Here is a 19,002-nt window from a genome sequence, read left to right on the forward strand (position 1 = left end):
AGGTTTGCTATTTAAGGTCGATTCCAAAACCATAATCAGGCATGAATAATTGCCCAATATGGTTGAGAATTGTTAAATCAATCCAAAAATTTACCAGTTTTATCGACTAGAATAGTTAATTTCGGCTGCATTTTTATGTACAACAATTTTTAATATCATTAAAAGAACCAATGAATTATTCTAAAGTCAATAATATAGTCGGCTGGATCTGCTTTCTAATTGCAACAATAACTTACGTTTTAACCCTCGAGCCTTCTGCAAGCTTTTGGGATTGTGGCGAATTTATAGCTTCAGCATTCAGAATGCAGGTTGTTCACCAACCTGGCGCACCTTTATTCTTAATGATCCAACGCTTTTTCTCCATCTTCGCTTTTGGTGACGTAACCAAAATTGCTTACTGGATGAACGTTGGCTCTGCAGTTTCAAGCGGTGCTACCATCCTGTTCTTATTCTGGACGATCACTGCATTGGCGAAGAAAACATTGGTTAAAGCTGGTGAAGAAATTTCAAAAAGCGACTTAATCAGTATCATTGGGGCTGGTGCAGTTGGCGCATTAGCTTATACATTTTCGGATAGTTTCTGGTTTTCAGCAGTAGAATCTGAGGTTTATGCACAGTCATCGCTATTTACTGCGATTGTATTCTGGGCAATTTTGAAATGGGAATCTCATGCAGACGAACCTAGAGCAGACCGTTGGTTACTGTTTATTGCCTATATTATGGGTTTATCAATTGGAATCCACTTATTAAACCTGTTAACTATTCCTGCGATTGCCTTTATCTATTATTTCAAAAGAACCGGCAAAGCGACTACGGCAGGTATTTTCAAAACCCTTGCTGTTGGTATCTTAATTTTAGCGGTAATTCAATATGGAATTATCCAGTACCTGGTTTCTTTTGGGGCCTATTTCGACTTATTCTTTGTAAATACTTTAGGCCTTGGTTTCGGAACCGGCGTTTTATTTTTTGCCATTATCATAATTGGTTTATTCGTTTGGGGAATCAGATACTCCATCAAACACCAAAAGAAATTATTAAACCTCGGTTTGATTTCTACTGTATTAATTATTTTCGGATATGCTTCATTCTCGATGATCATCATCAGGGCTAAAGCCGACCCTAACTTAAATAACAGTGCACCGAAAGATGCGTTCTCGTTCTTAAGCTACCTAAACCGTGAGCAGTATGGCGACAGACCTTTGGGTTACGGACCTAACTATAACTCTGAGCGTGTAGGTATTAAAGAAGGTGGAAAAACCATCTGGAGAAAAGGAAACGATAAGTACGAAAAGGCAGGAACAAAAACTGAATACGAGTATAACAACAATACCTTATTGCCTCGTATGTACAGCGACGATGCCCCTCACGCTTCGTTTTACAAGGAGTGGATGCACCTTGACGATGCAAAAAAACCAAATTTAGTAGACAATATGGGTTTCTTATTTAGTTACCAGATTGGTTATATGTACATGCGCTATTTTGGCTGGAACTTTATTGGTCGCCAGAATGATGAACAAGGACAGGGAAGCGGTTATGAAGGTGAATGGTTAAGTGGAATTAAAGCTTTTGATTCGTGGAAAATTGGTGATCAAAGTCATTTGCCACCATCAACAGTAGACAACAAGGCTTATAATCGTTTCTTTTTCTTACCGCTGATTATAGGTTTATTGGGTGCCATCTGGCATTTCCAACGCAATCAAAAAGATGCAGGCGTAGTTGCTCTATTATTTTTCTTTACGGGTATTGCGATTGTATTATACTTAAATCAGAAGCCATTAGAGCCACGTGAGCGTGATTATGCTTATGTAGGATCGTTTTATGCCTTTGCAATATGGATCGGACTTGGCGTAATCGCCATTCGGGAGTGGCTACTTAAGAAACTCACCCCAACTACTGGTGCAGTTGCTGCCACCATAATAGGTTTATTGGTTGCACCGGTAATTATGGCCGAGCAGGGCTGGGATGATCACGATCGTTCTACAAAAATGGTTGCCCATGATATTGCGCTTGATTATCTGGAATCGTGTGCGCCAAACGCAATTTTATTTACCTATGGCGATAATGACACTTACCCCCTTTGGTATATCCAGGAAGTGGAAAATGTTCGTCCTGACGTGCGGATTGTGAATTTGAGTTTATTCGATACCGATTGGTACATCAACGGTTTAAGACAAAAACAGAACGAATCTGCGCCATTGCCAATTACCATGAAACCGGAGCAATATGTACAGGGTGAAAGAGATGTGATGCCGTTTGATGATTATAAAATTGCCGGCAGTGTTGAACTTAAAAACATTGTGGAATTGCTTTTATCGAATGATGACAATGATAAGGTTGCCATGCAGGATGGCACGAAATCTAACTTCCTTCCAACTAAAAACTTCAAAATTACCATTGATCCGCAACAGGTAATTAGTACAGGAACTGTTTCAGCTGCAGATGCAGCGAAAATTACCCCGGAAATGGACTGGACTTTTAATAAGGGATATGTAACAAAAGGTACTTTAGCCATGCTGGATATCCTTGCGCATAACAACTGGAAACGCCCTATTTATTTTGCCTCTACCGTACCTTCAGAGCAATATAATGGTTTAGATAAATATTTATATAGCGAAGGATTAGCTTTACGATTGGTGCCGTTTAAAGCGGATACAGCTTCGAATGAAGAGCGGGCAGAGCAGTTGAATACGCCAGTGTTGTACAATAATGTGATGACTAAATTTAAGTGGGGAAATATGAAAACAGCTACTTATTTAGATCCTCAATCATCTGATGATACCTTTATTTTCACAAATATTTTCAGCAACTTAACCGGTAGCTTAATTAAAGAAGGTAAAAATGCGGAAGCCAAAAAAGTTGTCGACAAATATTTTGAGGTGATGCCGCAACGTTTCTTCGGAATTCGTACAGTAGTAGTAAAATACTATATAGCAGAAAATCTTTATAAGCTTGGCGAAACGGCAAGGGCAAATGAGATTTTAACCCAATCTGGAGACTATATTAATAAAGAACTTATTTTCTTAAGTGATATTTCTCAATCAAAAGGCGCATTAACCGGTTCGCAGAATATTCAAACAGGCTTGTATTACCTTGATAGAATGATTAAAGCGAGCAGAGCAGCCGGACAAGAAAAGGTGAGCATACAACTGGAAAAGATTTTTGCATCTCTTGAAGCTAAATTTTCAGGTTATTACGGTCAGCAAGGGCCAGCACAATAATCAGTTTTAAAACGATATTAAAGCAGCTACATTCATTTGGAGCTGCTTTTTTTTTTGGAGTAAACATGGGATTTTCAGGCGGAAACTTAATATATGTTTGCGCTCGTTTTTAACGAGTGCAAAATATCTCTACGATTGTATCGTAGCATAAAAATATCCTTGCTTTATGTTTTGCGCCCATTCATACGAATGCACAGTACTTGATCTTCTTCGTTAATGACAACGCATTTAAGTCGTAAAATACGACCTAATATTCCACGTTCGTTCGGAAACGAGCGTGAGCGTCAACAACATTATCTGACGCTTGCGCTCGTTTTTAACGAGTGCATAATATCTATACGATTGTATCGTAGCAAAAATATCCTTGCTTTATGTTTTGTGCCCATTCATACGAATGCACAGTACTTGATCTTCTTCGTTAATGACAACGCATTTAAGTCGTAAAATACGACCTAATATTTCACACTCGTTTCCTAACGAGTGCATAATATCCCAATGACTGTATCCGTTATTATAAAAATACAATAATGTATATCTTAATTGTAAAAACTAATAGCCATATTCATGTCACATCAATATCAAGCTAATGATCCGCAGGGAATATATTATTTAACGTTGACTATCGTAGATTGGGTAGACATTTTTACCAGGCAATCTTATAAGGATATTATTATCAATTCCCTGAAACACTGCCAGTCTAATAAGGGCTTAACGCTCTATGCCTATTGCCTTATGACGAATCATATTCATTTAATCGCGGCGAGTGGTGAAGATACCAAGTTGTTTGAGATCGTAAGGGATTTTAAAAAATTCACTAATAAAGCTATTATCGAAGAAATAAAATCTGGAAATGAAAGTCGAAAAACATGGCTGCTGAATAGATTTGAATATGCAGGTAAATATATAACAAGAATAGAAAATTATAAGGTTTGGCAGGATGGGTATCATGCGATACAGCTGATTACACCTGATTTTACAAATCAGAAATTGAATTATATCCATCAAAACCCCGTGAAAGCTGGGATTGTTTCTGAACCTGAACACTACTATTACAGTTTCGCATCTAACTACAGCAATTTAGGTGGGCCTATAGAAATAGAATTGCTTGATGTAAACTAAAAATGATCTTCAGCATTAGTAACAATGCGTTTAAGTCGTAAAATACGACGAAATATTCCACGCTCGTTCGGAAACGAGCGTGAGCATCATCCTCGTTTGCGCTCGTTTTTAACGAGTGCAGTATATCCCTACGATTATATCGTAGCAAGACAACAATCTCGCTTATGCCTTCGCTCGTGGGGAGCCGAGCATTATCCGTTTGCGTTCGTTTTTAACGAGTGCATAATATCTCTACGATTGTATCATAGCATAAAACAAAAAATCCCGTTCAGCGAGCCAAACGGGACAAAAAAATATAGTTAGTTAATGATTATTCGTTCACTACGCCCATAGCGCAGAATTTTTCTATCCGTTGCTCAATGAGTTTATCAGTCTTTAGCTTACCTAATGAAGCTAAATCTTTGATGATATAATCTTTTAAAGTATTTCCCATTAGTTCCGGGTCCTGATGTGCCCCACCAAGTGGCTCAGGAATAATTCCATCGATCAGTTTGTTACCAAACATATCATCTGAAGTTAATTTCAAACATTCTGCTGCCTTCTCTTTGAAATCCCAGCTTCTCCATAAGATAGATGAGCAAGATTCTGGAGAGATCACCGAATACCAGGTATGTTCCAGCATATAAACTTTATCACCAATGCCGATACCCAATGCACCACCAGATGCGCCTTCGCCAACCACCACGCAAATAATTGGTACACGAAGCACAGACATTTCAAATAAGTTTCTGGCAATTGCTTCGCCTTGTCCGCGTTCTTCTGCTTCCAAGCCCGGATAAGCACCCATGGTATCAATAAATGAAACAACAGGCTTGTTAAACTTTTCTGCCAGGCGCATTAACCGCAAAGCCTTACGGTAACCTTCAGGATTAGCCATACCAAAATTGCGAAACTGGCGCTCTTTGGTATTTTTACCTTTCTGGTGACCAATAATCATTACGGTTTGGCCATTTATTGTAGCAAAACCACCGATAATTGCCTTATCATCTTTAACGGTTCTATCGCCGTGAAGCTCAATAAAATCATCACAAATCATACTGATATAATCAAGCGTTTGCGGACGATCTGGATGGCGGCTCATTTGAACCTTATTCCAACCTGTTAAATTTTTGTATAAGTTATGGGTAGTTTCATTTAATTTACTATCAAGTTCGTCTAAAGTGGCAGACATATCTACCTTGGTTTTATCGGCAACTTGCTTAACCTTTTCTATTTGCTGAACTAAATCTGCAATAGGTTTCTCAAAATCGAATGATGTTTTTATTTGCTGCATAATTGAACCACAAAAATAAGTAATTATTTTTAGTTTGCAGGCAACAGTTTTATTTACTTTAAAGTGAGACTAAACTTGGGTTTACTATTAACTTGTATGGTAAAGGATTTCTTTTATTGCCACCGGTTGAAACCGATGGCAATGGGTTTGCTAAAAAAATCATCGATCCTTATCACCTAAATCTTGTCGGTTGAAACCGACAGCAGGGGTTTACTAAAAATTCTCAAACCATAAATCCTCTAAAATATTGCCGGTTGAAACCGACAACAAGGTTTACTAAAATTCTCAACATAAATCCTTTAAAATATTGCTGTTGAAACCGACAGCAGGGGTTTACTAAAAATTCTCAACATAAATCCTTTAAAATATTACTGGTTGAAACCGACAACAAGGTTTACTAAACATTCTAAAACCATTAGTCTTCTAAAATATTCCCGGTTAAAACCGACGAATATGGATTAGTTTAGGATCTTGTAATCCTATTATCCACATAAATCCTGTTTAGAACTTCGCCGATTCTCCTGCTTTAGGCAATGCTTTTTGAATGAATTCACGAATGTGGTTATTTGCTGTTTTCAAATCATCCTTACGGAGATACATCATGTGTCCGCTGCGGTAGCCTTCCCACGTCATTCGATCTTGTAATTTACCGGCAGCATCTAATTGCCACATGCTGTATTTCGCATTGAAATAATCGCAGGCACCATCATAATAACCAGATTGCACCAACAGATGTAAAAAAGGGTTTTGTGCCATCGCCTGGCGGAGATTATCTCCGGTTTGATCGCCGGTTTTATCCCATGGGTAAACGGAGCCGAACATGTTATACTTTAAATCTGTTTTATAGTTGAGTTCGTTGCGGATGTACATATTAATCGCTGGCGTAAACGAGTGTAGCCAGGAAGTTAATTCTGCATTATAATCCGGACCTTCGCCGGCACTCATTTTATCGATCCCGCGGTAACGGGAATCCAGTCTGCCAACTGTGAAACCTTTATCTCTCATCAGTTCTTTCCAAAAGAAATCTGTGGGCACATTGAGGTTATAATCCATAATTACCTTCTCCGATAAGCCAGAATATCGGGCCATTTTAGCGGCAATGGATTTCTTTTTTTCTGCACTCAACATACCTCCCTGTGCAATCGCCGGAATTAATTCGTTTATGGTAAACGTTTCCACTTCAGGCAGCATGGCGGTTAAATCTTTCGATTGTAAATCTGTTGGCAACACTTTATGATACCAGGCCGTTGCGGCAAAATAAGGCAAACGCAAAGCTGCATTAACCGGGCCACCTCTTTCTATTCCTAATTCTGTTGGAGAAACCAATACCACCCCATTCAGGTACATCCATTGGTTGTTCTGAAGTTCCAGTGCTAAACCAGAAACCCGGGTAGTACCGTAACTCTCGCCAATTAAGAACTTAGGAGATGCCCAGCGATTGTTCCGGGTTACAAAAGTATTAATCCACTCGGCTAAATATTTAATGTCAGCCTTTACACCGAAGAACTTTTCTTTCGGTATATCCTTGCTGGTGGCACGAGAATAACCTGTATTTACCGGGTCTACATAAACAATATCTGCCACATCAAGAATTGAGTATGGATTTTCTTTATAACCATAAGGCTGTACCGGGTAGCCTTCATCATCAATGTTCAAAACCACCGGACCGGTATAAGCAATGTGCATCCAAACTGATGCTGAGCCAGGACCGCCATTAAATGAAATCACCAATGGTCTTTTGTCGCGATTAGCAACATCGCTCCGCTCGTAATAAGTATAAAACAAACCAGCAATGGGCTTTCCATCCTCATCCCAAACGGGTAAGGTGCCTGTTGTGGCTTTATAGGGAACGGATTTTCCGTTGATATTAACAGCATGACTGGTGACTACCGTGCTTTCCACTTTAATCGTTCTTTCATTAGCTGTAGGTTTCGGCTCCTCTTTAACCGTTACTTCTGTAGTGGTTTTAGTTTCTTTTGATTGGTTTTTCTTAGGGCCTTGTTGCGCCTGAACGAAAAAGCCGGCACATAAAAATACACTGAGTAGGAGTTTGAATTTCATTGAAAGTTTGGTTTGAGTGCTTAAATATCAAACTTAAGAAGCGTTAATCAAAGATGTTTGTAGAAATGTTACTGAAGAAGTTGTGGAAGTTACTGATTAGCTATTTTTAACCCCCCCGCCCTGCGGGCACCCCTCCTTAAAAAAGGAGGGGAATAGCGATCATTGTAAAAGCCCAGCGTTTGAAAAACTATGTTTTCTTTGTTAGCGGTAAAACGAATACAATTTGTTAAACCGACCTATTTTCCTCAACGCCTAACTTCGCCGTTAAAACATCATCAGTTTTCTTCGGTTCTCTAATAAACAAATAGCAAATAACTGCAGCTAAAACCATTAAACCACCACCGAGTTGAACCGCCAGAAGGCGATCGTTATTTAATACGTTCCGCATTAACCAACCGAAACCCAATGAAGCAATAATCTCCGGCAACACGATAAAAAAGTTAAAAATGCCCATGTAAATACCGATTTTATCTTTCGGCAAAGAGCCACTAAGCATGGCATAAGGCATAGAAAGAATACTCGCCCAGGCCACCCCAACGCCCGTCATGCATAGGTATAGCATATTTTTGTCGTGCACCCAAGCCACGCTGATTAAACCAATAGCGCCACAAATCAAGCAAATGGCATGCGTGGTTTTTCGACCTAAAGCATCTGCAATTTTAGGCAATACCAATGCAAAGAGGAAAGTAATTACACTATAATAAGCTAAGGTTAAACTCCCAAAATCGGCACCTTGGGCATAAACAGGATCAGCAGCATCTTTACCCCCGAATACATTTACCGCAACGGCAGTGGTGTAATAAAACCACATCAGGAATAATCCTGGCCAGGTAAAAAACTGAACTAACGATACAATTTGCATCCGTTTAGGCATATTTCTCAACGCACCGAAAATTTCGTTTACGCCATTTTTAAACCCTCCGGTTTCTTTTTTCTGTAAATCTTCATCTTGCGGAGGGTATTCTTTAGTAGTAAAAACGGTCCACAGCACTGCGCCAAAAAAGAAAAATGCGCCTATATAGAACGAGAATTTAACATTTTCCGGAATGCTGCCTTTTGCTGCTGTATTTTGTAAATGGAAAACATTATTCATTAACCATGGCAAAGAAGAAGCAACACTACCACCCAAACCAATCATCATACTTTGCATAATGAAGCCGCGGTTTACCTGGCTGTCTGGCAATTTATCGGTAACAAAAGCACGGAAAGGCTCCATGGCAATATTGCCGAAAACGTCTAAAACCCAAAGCAAGCCAGCGGCCATCCAAAGGGCGCTGCTGTGTGGCATTACAATTAAAGCGAGACTACTTATAATAGCGCCGATCATAAAATAAGGTCTTCTCCTGCCCCATCTCGGGTGCCAGGTCCGATCACTGAGGTAACCGATAACCGGTTGCACCAAAAGCCCTGTTAAAGGCGCAGCTAAAAACAACAACGGAACCTGATCTGCATTTGCACCAAGATTTTCATAAATACGGCCCATATTGGCACGTTGTAAATCCCAGCCAAACTGGATTCCGAAAAACCCAACACTCATGTTTATAATCTGAACCAGTGTTAATTTTGGGTTCTCGAAAACTGTTTTTAAGCTCATTATATTTGGTTTTGTTTAACCGCAAAGCGCGCAGTGTGAAAAGCGCAAAGGTGCAAAGCTCTATGCCCATACTTGGCGTTCCTTGCGTAAATCTTTGTGTCTTTGCGGTCTTTAATTTTAAAATGCTATCACTTGTGCCGAAACCGGCTCCAGCTTTACAAGAATGCTTGTTCCTGCAGGAATATTTAATTTTCTATCGGTCAATAAATCCGTCACCGGAGAGGATGATTTCACTTTCAAAACACGATCAGGAATTTCGATGTTTGCCTCCAGAGTTTCATTTCTATCGAAGTTTGCAACAATCAGCAATCGCTGTTTCCCCGAATAGCGAATAAAGGCATACATGCGGTTATTCATATTTCCGGTTTGTGGAACATCATAAATTTCACCGCGTAAAACTGCATCACTTTTGGTGGTTACTTTCAACAACTGTTGATAATAGGCCCTAAGTTTTTTTTGGTCGGCGTTTAGTTTTTGTCCGTCGAACAGTCCGCCGTTCATCCACTGCTGGTGAGATGGAACGCCCCAGTAATCAAAAATCGTAGTACGGTTATCATCACCTCCAAAACCTTCCTGACCTTTACCAGGCTCGCCCACTTCTTGTCCGAAGTAAAGCATTACCGGACCTGCGCCCAAAGTAGCCGAAACCACCATTGCAGGTAGCGCCAGTTCGGCCTTCCCTGCAAAGCCTGCAGAAGCAATTCTTTCCTCATCGTGGTTTTCTAAAAAGCGCAACATGTGATTGCCAAAACCAGCACTTTCTGCCTGCCATACGTGACGGATATCCTTAACATCGGCATTAGGTTCGTTTCTAATCAGCCGCTTTAAGCCGTCGTATAATCCAACCTTATCGTATAAATAATCAAATTTACCATCTTCCAGATATTGCTTGTATACCTGGGGATTGTAAGCCTCACCGAGAAAAATCAAATCCGGATTTACCTTTTTTACCTGCGGGATAACCCAGTTCCAAAAAGCAATAGGTACCATTTCGGCCATATCACAACGGAAACCATCCACACCTTTTTTAGTCCAGAAGGTTAAAATATCCCTCATCTTTAACCACACGGGCGGAATCGGATCAAAGTATGGTTTCTCTCCATTTTGATAATCTACACCATAATTTAATTTGATGGTTTCGTACCAATCATCATATTTCGGTGCTGCAGCAAAAACATTATTCCCGGTAGCTTTTGCCGGATTTTCATCAAATTTTCCATCCTGCAAAGTGGAAAGAGGCGTTTTTATTCCATTGGTTGGCACTACAAAAGGCTGACCAGGAACATAATAGAAGTCGTTCTTTTGGCTGAAATTTTTAGTCACATCATCTTGGGCACCAAAATCAATTACAGTTTTCGGCCTGGCATAAGAATGGTAACTCCTCGCTACATGATTGGGTACAAAATCGATAATAACTTTGAGTTTCTTAGCGTGCGTTCTTTTAACCAGGGCTTCGAACTCCTGCATCCTGTTTTTTACATCAACAGCTAAATCCGGATTTACGTCATAATAATCGCGGATAGCATAAGGCGAACCTGCCCTGCCCTTCACCACATCGGCATCATCAACCTTAATTCCGTAAGCAGAATAATCTGTTAAACTGGCATGAGCGATGGCGCCCGTGTACCAAACATAATTTGCATGAAGCTCCCTGATTCCGTCTAAAGCCTTGTCGGTAATGTCGTTAAACTTACCTGAACCGTTCTGTTCGATGGTTCCGTAAGGAATATTCGTAGTGTTCTTATTTCCAAATAACCGGGGCAATAATTGGTAGATAACGATTTGTTGATCGTTCATTTTTTTAGTCTTTTTTTGTGCGAATAGTGGTGATGAAAATAAAAAGATAATTGCAAATAGATGAACTATGCAAACGAGATTGCTTCGTCGTTCCTCCTCACAATGACGATTCATCAAGAGGGTGCCATTTTTCATTTTACTTTTTGCCTCTACAATCATACCAACTCTGCATTATCTACTTCTAATTCTGTGTTTCCAGCCAATTTATAAATCTGGTTTCTAATTCCGATTTCTAGATCTACATCATTATTGTTTTTGATACTGATGCCGTTTTCTGTGATGTTCACTTTAAGCGTTGCGCCTCTGAACCCAATGGTAAAGGCAAATGATTTCCATTGCGTTGGTAAAAACGGATTGAACTGTAATTTACCATCGCGCACCCGCATCCCGGCGAAACCTTCAACCACACTCATCCAGGTTCCGGCCATCGAAGTGATGTGTAAACCATCTTCGGTATCGTTGTTATAATCGTCTAAATCTAAACGGGCAGTACGCAAATAAAATTCGTAAGCACGCGCTTCATCATTTAATTTCGCTGCCAAAATACTATGTACGCAAGGCGATAAAGAACTTTCATGTACGGTACGTGGCTCGTAGAAATCGAAGTTTCTTTTGATGGTTTCTAAGTCGTAATCCTCTTCGAAGAAATATAGACCTTGCAAAACATCAGCCTGTTTAATGAAACAAGACCGTAAAATTCTATCCCAGCTCCATTTTTGATTAATCGGGCGATCGCTCGCTGGTAAATCTTTTACTAAAATTTGCTCTTTATCTAAATACCCATCCTGTTGCAAGAAAATTCCTTTTTCCTGATCTTCCGGATAGTACATTTTTTCGATAATATCTGCCCAATCTGCAAATTCATGATCTTTAAAATTCACGCTTTCCAGTAAACTGGTATACTTTTCTGGTTGTTGACTTTTTACAATCCCTGCGGCTTCGGCAGCATATTTCATGCACCAGGTGGCCAGTAAATTAGTGTACCAGTTGTTGTTGATGTTGTTCTCGTACTCATTCGGACCTGTAACACCAAGCATTACATATTGTTGTTTATTGCTACTCCAGTTTACGCGTTGCTTCCAGAAGCGGGCAATGCCGATTAACACTTCTAAACCATATTCGGCCAGATAGGCTTCATCGCCAGTGTAACGGATATAGTTGTAGATTGCAAAAGCAATTGCACCATTGCGGTGAATTTCTTCGAAAGTAATTTCCCATTCGTTGTGGCATTCTTCGCCATTCATGGTTACCATCGGATATAAGGCTGCACCATCTTTAAAGCCTAATTTTGCCGCGTTTTCAATGGCTTTGCCCAATTGTTTGTGGCGATAAATCAATAGGTTTCGGCTTACCTCCTGCGGAGCAGTGGCTAAATAGAAGGGCACACAATAAGCTTCGGTATCCCAATAAGTAGAACCGCCGTATTTCTCGCCGGTAAAGCCCTTCGGACCAATATTTAAACGATCATCTTTACCGGTATACGTTTGGAAAAGCTGAAAAATATTAAAGCGGATAGCCTGCTGTGCAGAAACGTCACCTTCAATAACGATGTCGCTTTCTTCCCACTTGGTTGCCCAGGCTTCTTTTTGTTCTTTTAATAAGGTATCAAAACCTTTAGCGGTTGCCTTCGCAATTACAGCTTTAGTTTCTTTTAAAAGTGCTTCTTTTGAATAGTTTTCTGATGATAAATTAGCTGCAATTTTAACCAGCGTAATTTCTTCATTTGCCTTCACATCAAGCGTAAGTGTTTGCCCGATGAATTTCTCTTTGCGAATTTCTGCTATCTTAACATCAAGCTTTTCGCTATTTTTATAAAGCCCGATGTTGCTTCCTGTGCAAACTTCAAATTCAGTTTTCTTAGTTCTCAGTTTGATATAAGCTTCAGTTCCGATGATTTCATCAGAAACCAATGTCCAGAATTTTTCATCGTAATTGCTATCCTGATTTTTAACATCCCCATCAATAAAGGGCGACAATGTTAGTTTGCCATCAAAATTTACTGGTGTAATGGAATAACGAATTGCACCCACTTCATCATCAGCGATGCTACAAAAACGGGTTGCTTTTACTTTTACCGTTTTACCACTTTTCAGCTTTGCGGTGAAAGTACGCTCCAAAACACCGGCATGCATATTTAACACACGTTTAAATTCGCTTACTTCTGCAGTAGCAAGATCTAAAACTTCATCCGCTATCCTCACTTCAATGCCCACCCAGTTTGCAGCGTTTAAAACTTTAGCAAAATATTCAGGATAGCCATTTTTCCACCATCCCACACGGGTTTTATCTGGATAATAAACACCGGCTACATAGTTTCCGGGCAGTGTTTCTCCGGTATAAGTTTCTTCAAAATTAGCCCGTTGCCCCATGCGGCCGTTGCCTAAACTGAAAATGCTTTCTGAAATTTTATTTAAATGTGGATCAAAGCCTTCTTCGATAATGTTCCACTCATCTGCTTTAATGTAATTTTTCATAGTATAGTTTCGGGTAGTGAGTATCAGGGATCAGGACTTACGCCTTAAACCCCAAACCATATACCTTATTTACAAGCTTTCTAAATCTTTAACCGTTAATTTATCCAATCCACTTACCACAAAATCGGCATCGGTAAGCACGTTTTTTTCGCCAATACCAATGGCTTTCATACCCCCTCTTTTTGCGGCTTCTACGCCGGCAACGGCATCTTCAAAAACCACACATTCATCTGGCTGAAAACCTAAAAGTTCTGCACCTTTTAAAAATACTTCAGGATCTGGCTTTGATTTGGTTACCATGTTTCCATCTACAATTTCATCGAAAAAATGAGCAAGATTGGTACGTTCCAAAATAATTCCTGAGTTTTTACTCGCCGAACCCAAAGCCAGTTTATAACCTGCTTTGTGGATTTCGGTCAGAAAATCTACCGTTCCGGGCAAAACTTCTGCAGGTGTCATTTTGGTAATCATGTCCACATACCAGCTATTCTTTAACGTCGCCAGTTCTTCCTTTTCGGCAGCTGTTTTCTCCACTTTACCCCAGGCCAGAATTTTGTTTAAACTTTCTACCCTGCTTACGCCTTTCAATTGTTCGTTTTGCGTTTCAGTAAAATCGAAACCCATTGTATTTGCCAAACGTTTCCAGGCTTGGTAGTGGTAAACTGCGGTGTCTACTAAAACGCCGTCGAGATCAAAAAGACAGGCTTTTATTTTAGTCTGGAGTCCTGAGTCTGAAGTCGTGAGTCTTTCTTGCATCTTTCTTATATTTTTTTAGTATCAAGTAGCGAGTATCAAGTACAAGATAAAACGCCAATTTCTTTTTGCTTTCCGCTCTTTTTAATTCAATTCTAAAACCAATGTTGTTTTTGCTGGCACCTTAATTTCGTTGAATGAAATGTTTTCGTTGGTCATAATGTTTTTTACAGAAGTAGTTCCAAGGGTTCTTTCTGCAAAGCGATTAGTTTTTAGTGTTTTTTCTTTGTCTGCATTATTTACCACTACCATCACTGTTCCTTTAATGCTTTCATTATAGCGGAAATAAACATAAATATCATCTTCCGGCACAAACTGCATTAATTTTCCGCTTTGTAAAGGAACACTGTTTTTTCGATAATTTGCTAATGTTCGCACAAAATTAAAAGCATCATTTTCTTTATTTGTTCTGCCTTTGGCAACGAACTTATCTTTCTTGTCTCCATTCCATCCGCCAGGGAAATCGGCACGAACCAAACCATCAGGATTAGAGAAGTTTTTCATCAAAATTTCTGTACCGTAATACATTTGGGGAATACCTCTCATGGTAAGCAATAAAGCCATTCCCATTTTATATTTTTCAAAATCTTCATTCACTACAGAATAGAAACGACTCATGTCATGATTATCTAAAGCAATACAATTTTGAGTGGGATCTTTATAAAGGAAATCGTGCGCAATTACGTCATATAAGCGGTTCACACCATCTGTCCAGCCGTTTTTACCATTTAAAGTTTCATAAATTCCTTCTTTCACTGCCATATCGGTAATCCCCGGCAGGTGCGTATTAAAGCCACGGTTTACGGTATTCCCTTCTGTAAAGTAAGCCTGATTAGGCACCCCGCTTACAAAAGTTTCGCCGAAAATGGATAGATTGGGAAATTCAGCTTTTAATTTTAACGCCCAATCGGCCATGTAAGCCGGATCATTATAAGGATAGGTATCTAAACGCAAGCCATCGATGCCCGCATATTCAATCCACCAGATGTGGTTTTGAGTGAGGTAATTCTGTACGTAAGGATTTTGCTGATCCAAATCTGGCATGGAGGGCACAAACCATCCGTCGAGCATCTTTTTCCGATCGGCCTGGGAAGCATGTGTATCCATTACCGCCTGATCGCGATAACTGGTTTGGGTATATTTTGGCCATTGATGCACCCAGCTTTTCATTGGTAAATCTTTAAAAAACCAATGTCCGGTGCCGATGTGGTTGTGAACAATATCTTTAATCACCTTCATACCTTTCGCATGAGCGGTTTCTACATATTTCTTAAAAAGCTCATTTGTTCCATAACGGGGATCTATTTTATAATGATCGGTTACGGCATAACCATGATAGGAAGCTTTTTCCATATCATTTTCAATTTCAGGCGTCATCCAAACGGTGGTAACGCCTAAATCTTTCAGGTAATCCAAGTGATTGATCACTCCCTGAATATCGCCGCCATGACGGTAATACATACTGTCGCGGTTTAATGTGGTTTCAGCTAAACCTTTAACCACATCATTACTTTTATCGCCGTTCGAAAAACGATCTGGCATCAATAAGTAAATAAAATCTTTTTGTGTTACACCCTGAATTCTTGTTGCGCTTTTATCGCGGTTTCTTAATTCGTACGGGTAACTAAATATCTTTTTTCCATTTACCGTGAAGTTAATGGGAAACTTTCCAGCTTTAGCGTTTGAAGCAATGGTCAAATCTAAAAACAGGTAATTTGGGTTTTCTACCTTGTTAACCTTTACCAGTTTTACACCGGGATAAGTTAACGATACGGTACCTGCCGCAATGTTTTCGCCATGAACGATGAGTTGTAATGCCGGATTGTGCATTTCGGTAAACCAGAACGTGGGTTCGATACGCGCTAATTTTTGCGCGGATAAATGGCCAATTGAAAGCGAAATCAATAAAGCCGGAAGCACTATTTTTTTAACTGCAAAATGCAGAAATTTTGTTTGAGCATTAGATAATAAAGAAAGGAGCGAAAGGTTTTGGAATCTGAACATGCTGAAACATTAAAGGGTAAAGCCCTGCAAAACCGGTGTTCTGCAGGGCAATATGAATAATTATTTTTTTACCATGGTATAACTACCACCTGTAACTTTATCGCCTGCTTTTGTTAGGGTTAAAGTAATGGTGTAGGTGCCAGGAGTTTCAACTTTAATGTTGCCACCACCTAAAGTAAGCGCTGAACCACCCCCTAAATCGATGGTCCAGTCGTGACCAAAACGGAATTTAAATTCACCTTTAAGCAATGTGGTTTCGAGGGTGTAAACCATCGATTTACCATCGTTGATTACCTTCATATCCGTATCGGTAACCCAGCCGCCTGGAGTTGCATCACCAATAACAGACCACTCTTTTGGCGTAGTGATGGTATAAGTTAATTTATTTAAATCAACCGTAACTTGTTTAACCACCGCATCTGGCGAATTGATATCTCCACCCGAAGTGCTGATGGTACCAGCGCCCGCATCGCCATAAGCAAGATCAAATTTCTTTGCGGGGGTAATTTTAAACGCCAGTTTACCTGGTGCAAATGCAATCATCCCGGTATAAATACCATTGCTTGATAAAGAAACTAAACTATCGGCAGTAGCCGGATTCCAGCCTTGATAAGCACCAGGAGCATAAATCCAGGCAGAAGCCAGGTAAGGTGTTGCATTTAAGGTAAGTACATTAGAATAACTGATATCGTTCACGGCTGCGCCGGATCTTAACCGCACCTCAACCTGTGCAGGCGTACCGACTACACCGCCTAATGCCAAAATCATGTTATTGAATTGGGTAACTGTTGCCGCATAAGTGCCGGTTGTAACCACCACTTCTCTCGGCGAGCTGAAGTTTTTTCCTTTTAAATCAAACTGCAAAGTAGACGTTACCGGAACAACATAACCTGTAGGCGAAGATATTGGAAAATTTAATGTGAATGCGGTTTGTGTAGCATTAGCCTGAACAAGATTTAAATTAGTTGCCGAAGCGGCTAATGTTCCTGCAGGTGCAATATTGGAAACGGTTTGTGTTTCGTCTTTTTTGCAAGACCATAGCGATAGCGCAATTAAGCCCAATGCTAAGGGTTTGAATATTTTTGATTTCATATCTTATTAGAAATTAAGATTAATAACCTGTGTTTTGAACCAGATTCGGATTGGCAATCAAATCTGCAGTTGGAATAGCAAAGATGTTGCGGTAAGCAGGAATGGATGTACCCGCCTTAACGCCACCTTTATATGGCCACAAATACGTTGAACCTGCAAACTTTCCGAAACGGATTAAATCTGTACGGCGATGACCTTCCCAATATAATTCGCGCCCGCGCTCATCTAAATAAAAATCAGTCGTTAATGCCGCAGCATTTACGTTACCTGATGTATTTCCATAAGCCCTGGTGCGTAAAGCATTCACATAAGTTAGCGCCAGAGCAGCATTACCGCCTGAACCACCACGCGCTACAGCCTCTCCATAAATTAAATACTGTTCAGCTAAGCGGAACAAGGCAAAATCCAATGAGCTAAATGTACCGTTTAAGGATGCCGGAGTGGTATTGGCTGATGTTCTATTGGTAAACTTAGTTACCCGTAAACCATCAGTAAACGTACCCACATCATCAATGGTGTTTTTAGTACCAAAGAAAACACCACGTTTATCTAACGTTCCGTTTGCATCAGGAAACAAAGCAGGCAAATTCTGACGGGTTCTGTTTCCGCCCCATCCACCGTTTGGAACACCGAAACTGGCAGGAGCCATATCTGCATTAATCGCAGCATTGATTAAAAAAGTGGTACCGCCGTAATTGGTTCCGTTTATACCATCATAGTTAATGGTTAAGATATTTTCTGTATTGTTTTTGTCGTTATCTGATTTGAAAAGATCGAGGTAATTGTTCTTTAATTGATAATTAGCCGCAATCACTTTACCTGAATACGTAATGGCTTCAGTGTATTTTGCAGTACCGGTATAAACCTGCGCATTCAAATATAATCTTGCTAATAAAGCCCAGTCTGCACCCTTATCTGCACGGCCATATTCATTGGCACGGGCATCAGCTAAATCGCCTTCAATGGCTTTTAGTTCAGATTCAACATAACTAAATAACGCTGCTCTCTGGATCTGCTTCGGCGCAATTTTACCAATATTATCCTCTTCGGTTACAAAAGGCGGGTTACCAAAAGCATCTAATAATACCCAATATTGAAAAGCACGGAGAAAACGGGCTTCGGCACGGAACTTGGTAATTTCAGTAGCGTCTGCACCTGTAATGTTGCGACTTGTTAATTTCTCTGGTGTACTTTCTCTCAAAAACTCATTGCAAAAAGTAATTTGCAGTAAACTTCTGGAATATAAACCCCTTAAAAACTGGTTGTCGTTACTTGGTATTCCAAAGTTTAATTCTGGAATGCCTACATCGCCCCAGGCACAAATGGCCTCATCGGTTGTAAGCTCTTGTGAGGTCCAGAATAACCTGAAGAAATCTGCAAAACCTGCATTTAATCCTCCAACATCACTGTTATCAGAACCCGACGGACTGGTTAACGCGTAAGTTGCATACAGCTTTACCAGGCTATTTTTATATCCGGCCGGAGTTGCATAAACATTTTCGGCGGTCACATCATTGGTTGGCGTTAAATTTAAATCTTCTTTTTTACAAGAATTTAAACCCAAAAGCAAGAACCCTGATGCTAATATGATTTTAAATGAATTTTTCATTTTGTATA

Annotated in this window: 11 protein-coding genes; 2 read left to right on the plus strand and 9 right to left on the minus strand. The window is 39.9% G+C overall.

Annotated elements, in window-relative coordinates; all coding sequences use genetic code 11:
• Window positions 1-170: 170 nt before the first annotated feature.
• Entirely contained in the window at window positions 171-3,218 is a 3,048-nt protein-coding gene (locus GJU39_RS02740; RefSeq protein ID WP_154279158.1) for a DUF2723 domain-containing protein, read from the plus strand.
• A gap of 564 nt (window positions 3,219-3,782) precedes the next feature.
• Entirely contained in the window at window positions 3,783-4,337 is a 555-nt protein-coding gene (locus GJU39_RS02745) for an REP-associated tyrosine transposase (RefSeq protein ID WP_154279159.1), read from the plus strand.
• A 310-nt stretch (window positions 4,338-4,647) separates the two neighbouring features.
• Here GJU39_RS02745 and GJU39_RS02750 read toward each other — a convergent pair whose 3' ends face one another.
• The 9 genes from GJU39_RS02750 to GJU39_RS02790 all read right to left on the minus strand — a co-directional run bounded on the left by GJU39_RS02750 (window position 4,648) and on the right by GJU39_RS02790 (window position 18,994).
• Window positions 4,648-5,610 (minus strand): acetyl-CoA carboxylase carboxyltransferase subunit alpha, encoded by a 963-nt coding sequence (locus GJU39_RS02750; RefSeq protein ID WP_154279160.1) that lies wholly within the window; start codon window positions 5,608-5,610, stop codon window positions 4,648-4,650.
• Between the two features lie 501 nt (window positions 5,611-6,111).
• On the minus strand, window positions 6,112-7,671 hold the full coding sequence (locus GJU39_RS02755) for a S10 family peptidase (protein ID WP_154279161.1): 1,560 nt from the start codon (window positions 7,669-7,671) through the stop codon (window positions 6,112-6,114).
• A gap of 226 nt (window positions 7,672-7,897) precedes the next feature.
• Entirely contained in the window at window positions 7,898-9,265 is a 1,368-nt protein-coding gene (locus GJU39_RS02760) for an MFS transporter (RefSeq protein ID WP_154279162.1), read from the minus strand.
• Window positions 9,266-9,382: 117 nt separating this feature from the next.
• On the minus strand, window positions 9,383-11,062 hold the full coding sequence (locus tag GJU39_RS02765) for an alpha-amylase family protein (RefSeq protein ID WP_245227656.1): 1,680 nt from the start codon (window positions 11,060-11,062) through the stop codon (window positions 9,383-9,385).
• A 155-nt stretch (window positions 11,063-11,217) separates the two neighbouring features.
• Window positions 11,218-13,536 (minus strand): glycoside hydrolase family 65 protein, encoded by a 2,319-nt coding sequence (locus GJU39_RS02770; RefSeq protein WP_154279164.1) that lies wholly within the window; start codon window positions 13,534-13,536, stop codon window positions 11,218-11,220.
• Between the two features lie 69 nt (window positions 13,537-13,605).
• Window positions 13,606-14,292, minus strand: coding sequence for a beta-phosphoglucomutase (gene pgmB / locus GJU39_RS02775; RefSeq protein ID WP_154279165.1), 687 nt, complete (start codon window positions 14,290-14,292; stop codon window positions 13,606-13,608).
• 81 nt (window positions 14,293-14,373) lie between these two features.
• Window positions 14,374-16,293, minus strand: a complete 1,920-nt coding sequence (locus GJU39_RS02780; RefSeq protein WP_154279166.1) for a glycoside hydrolase family 13 protein — start codon at window positions 16,291-16,293, stop codon at window positions 14,374-14,376.
• 60 nt (window positions 16,294-16,353) lie between these two features.
• On the minus strand, window positions 16,354-17,385 hold the full coding sequence (locus tag GJU39_RS02785) for a SusE domain-containing protein (RefSeq protein WP_154279167.1): 1,032 nt from the start codon (window positions 17,383-17,385) through the stop codon (window positions 16,354-16,356).
• 19 nt (window positions 17,386-17,404) lie between these two features.
• Window positions 17,405-18,994 (minus strand): RagB/SusD family nutrient uptake outer membrane protein, encoded by a 1,590-nt coding sequence (locus GJU39_RS02790; RefSeq protein WP_154279168.1) that lies wholly within the window; start codon window positions 18,992-18,994, stop codon window positions 17,405-17,407.
• Between the last annotated feature and the right edge of the window lie 8 nt (window positions 18,995-19,002).

It is taken from the genome of Pedobacter petrophilus, assembly GCF_009674725.1.
Lineage (GTDB): Bacteria > Bacteroidota > Bacteroidia > Sphingobacteriales > Sphingobacteriaceae > Pedobacter > Pedobacter petrophilus.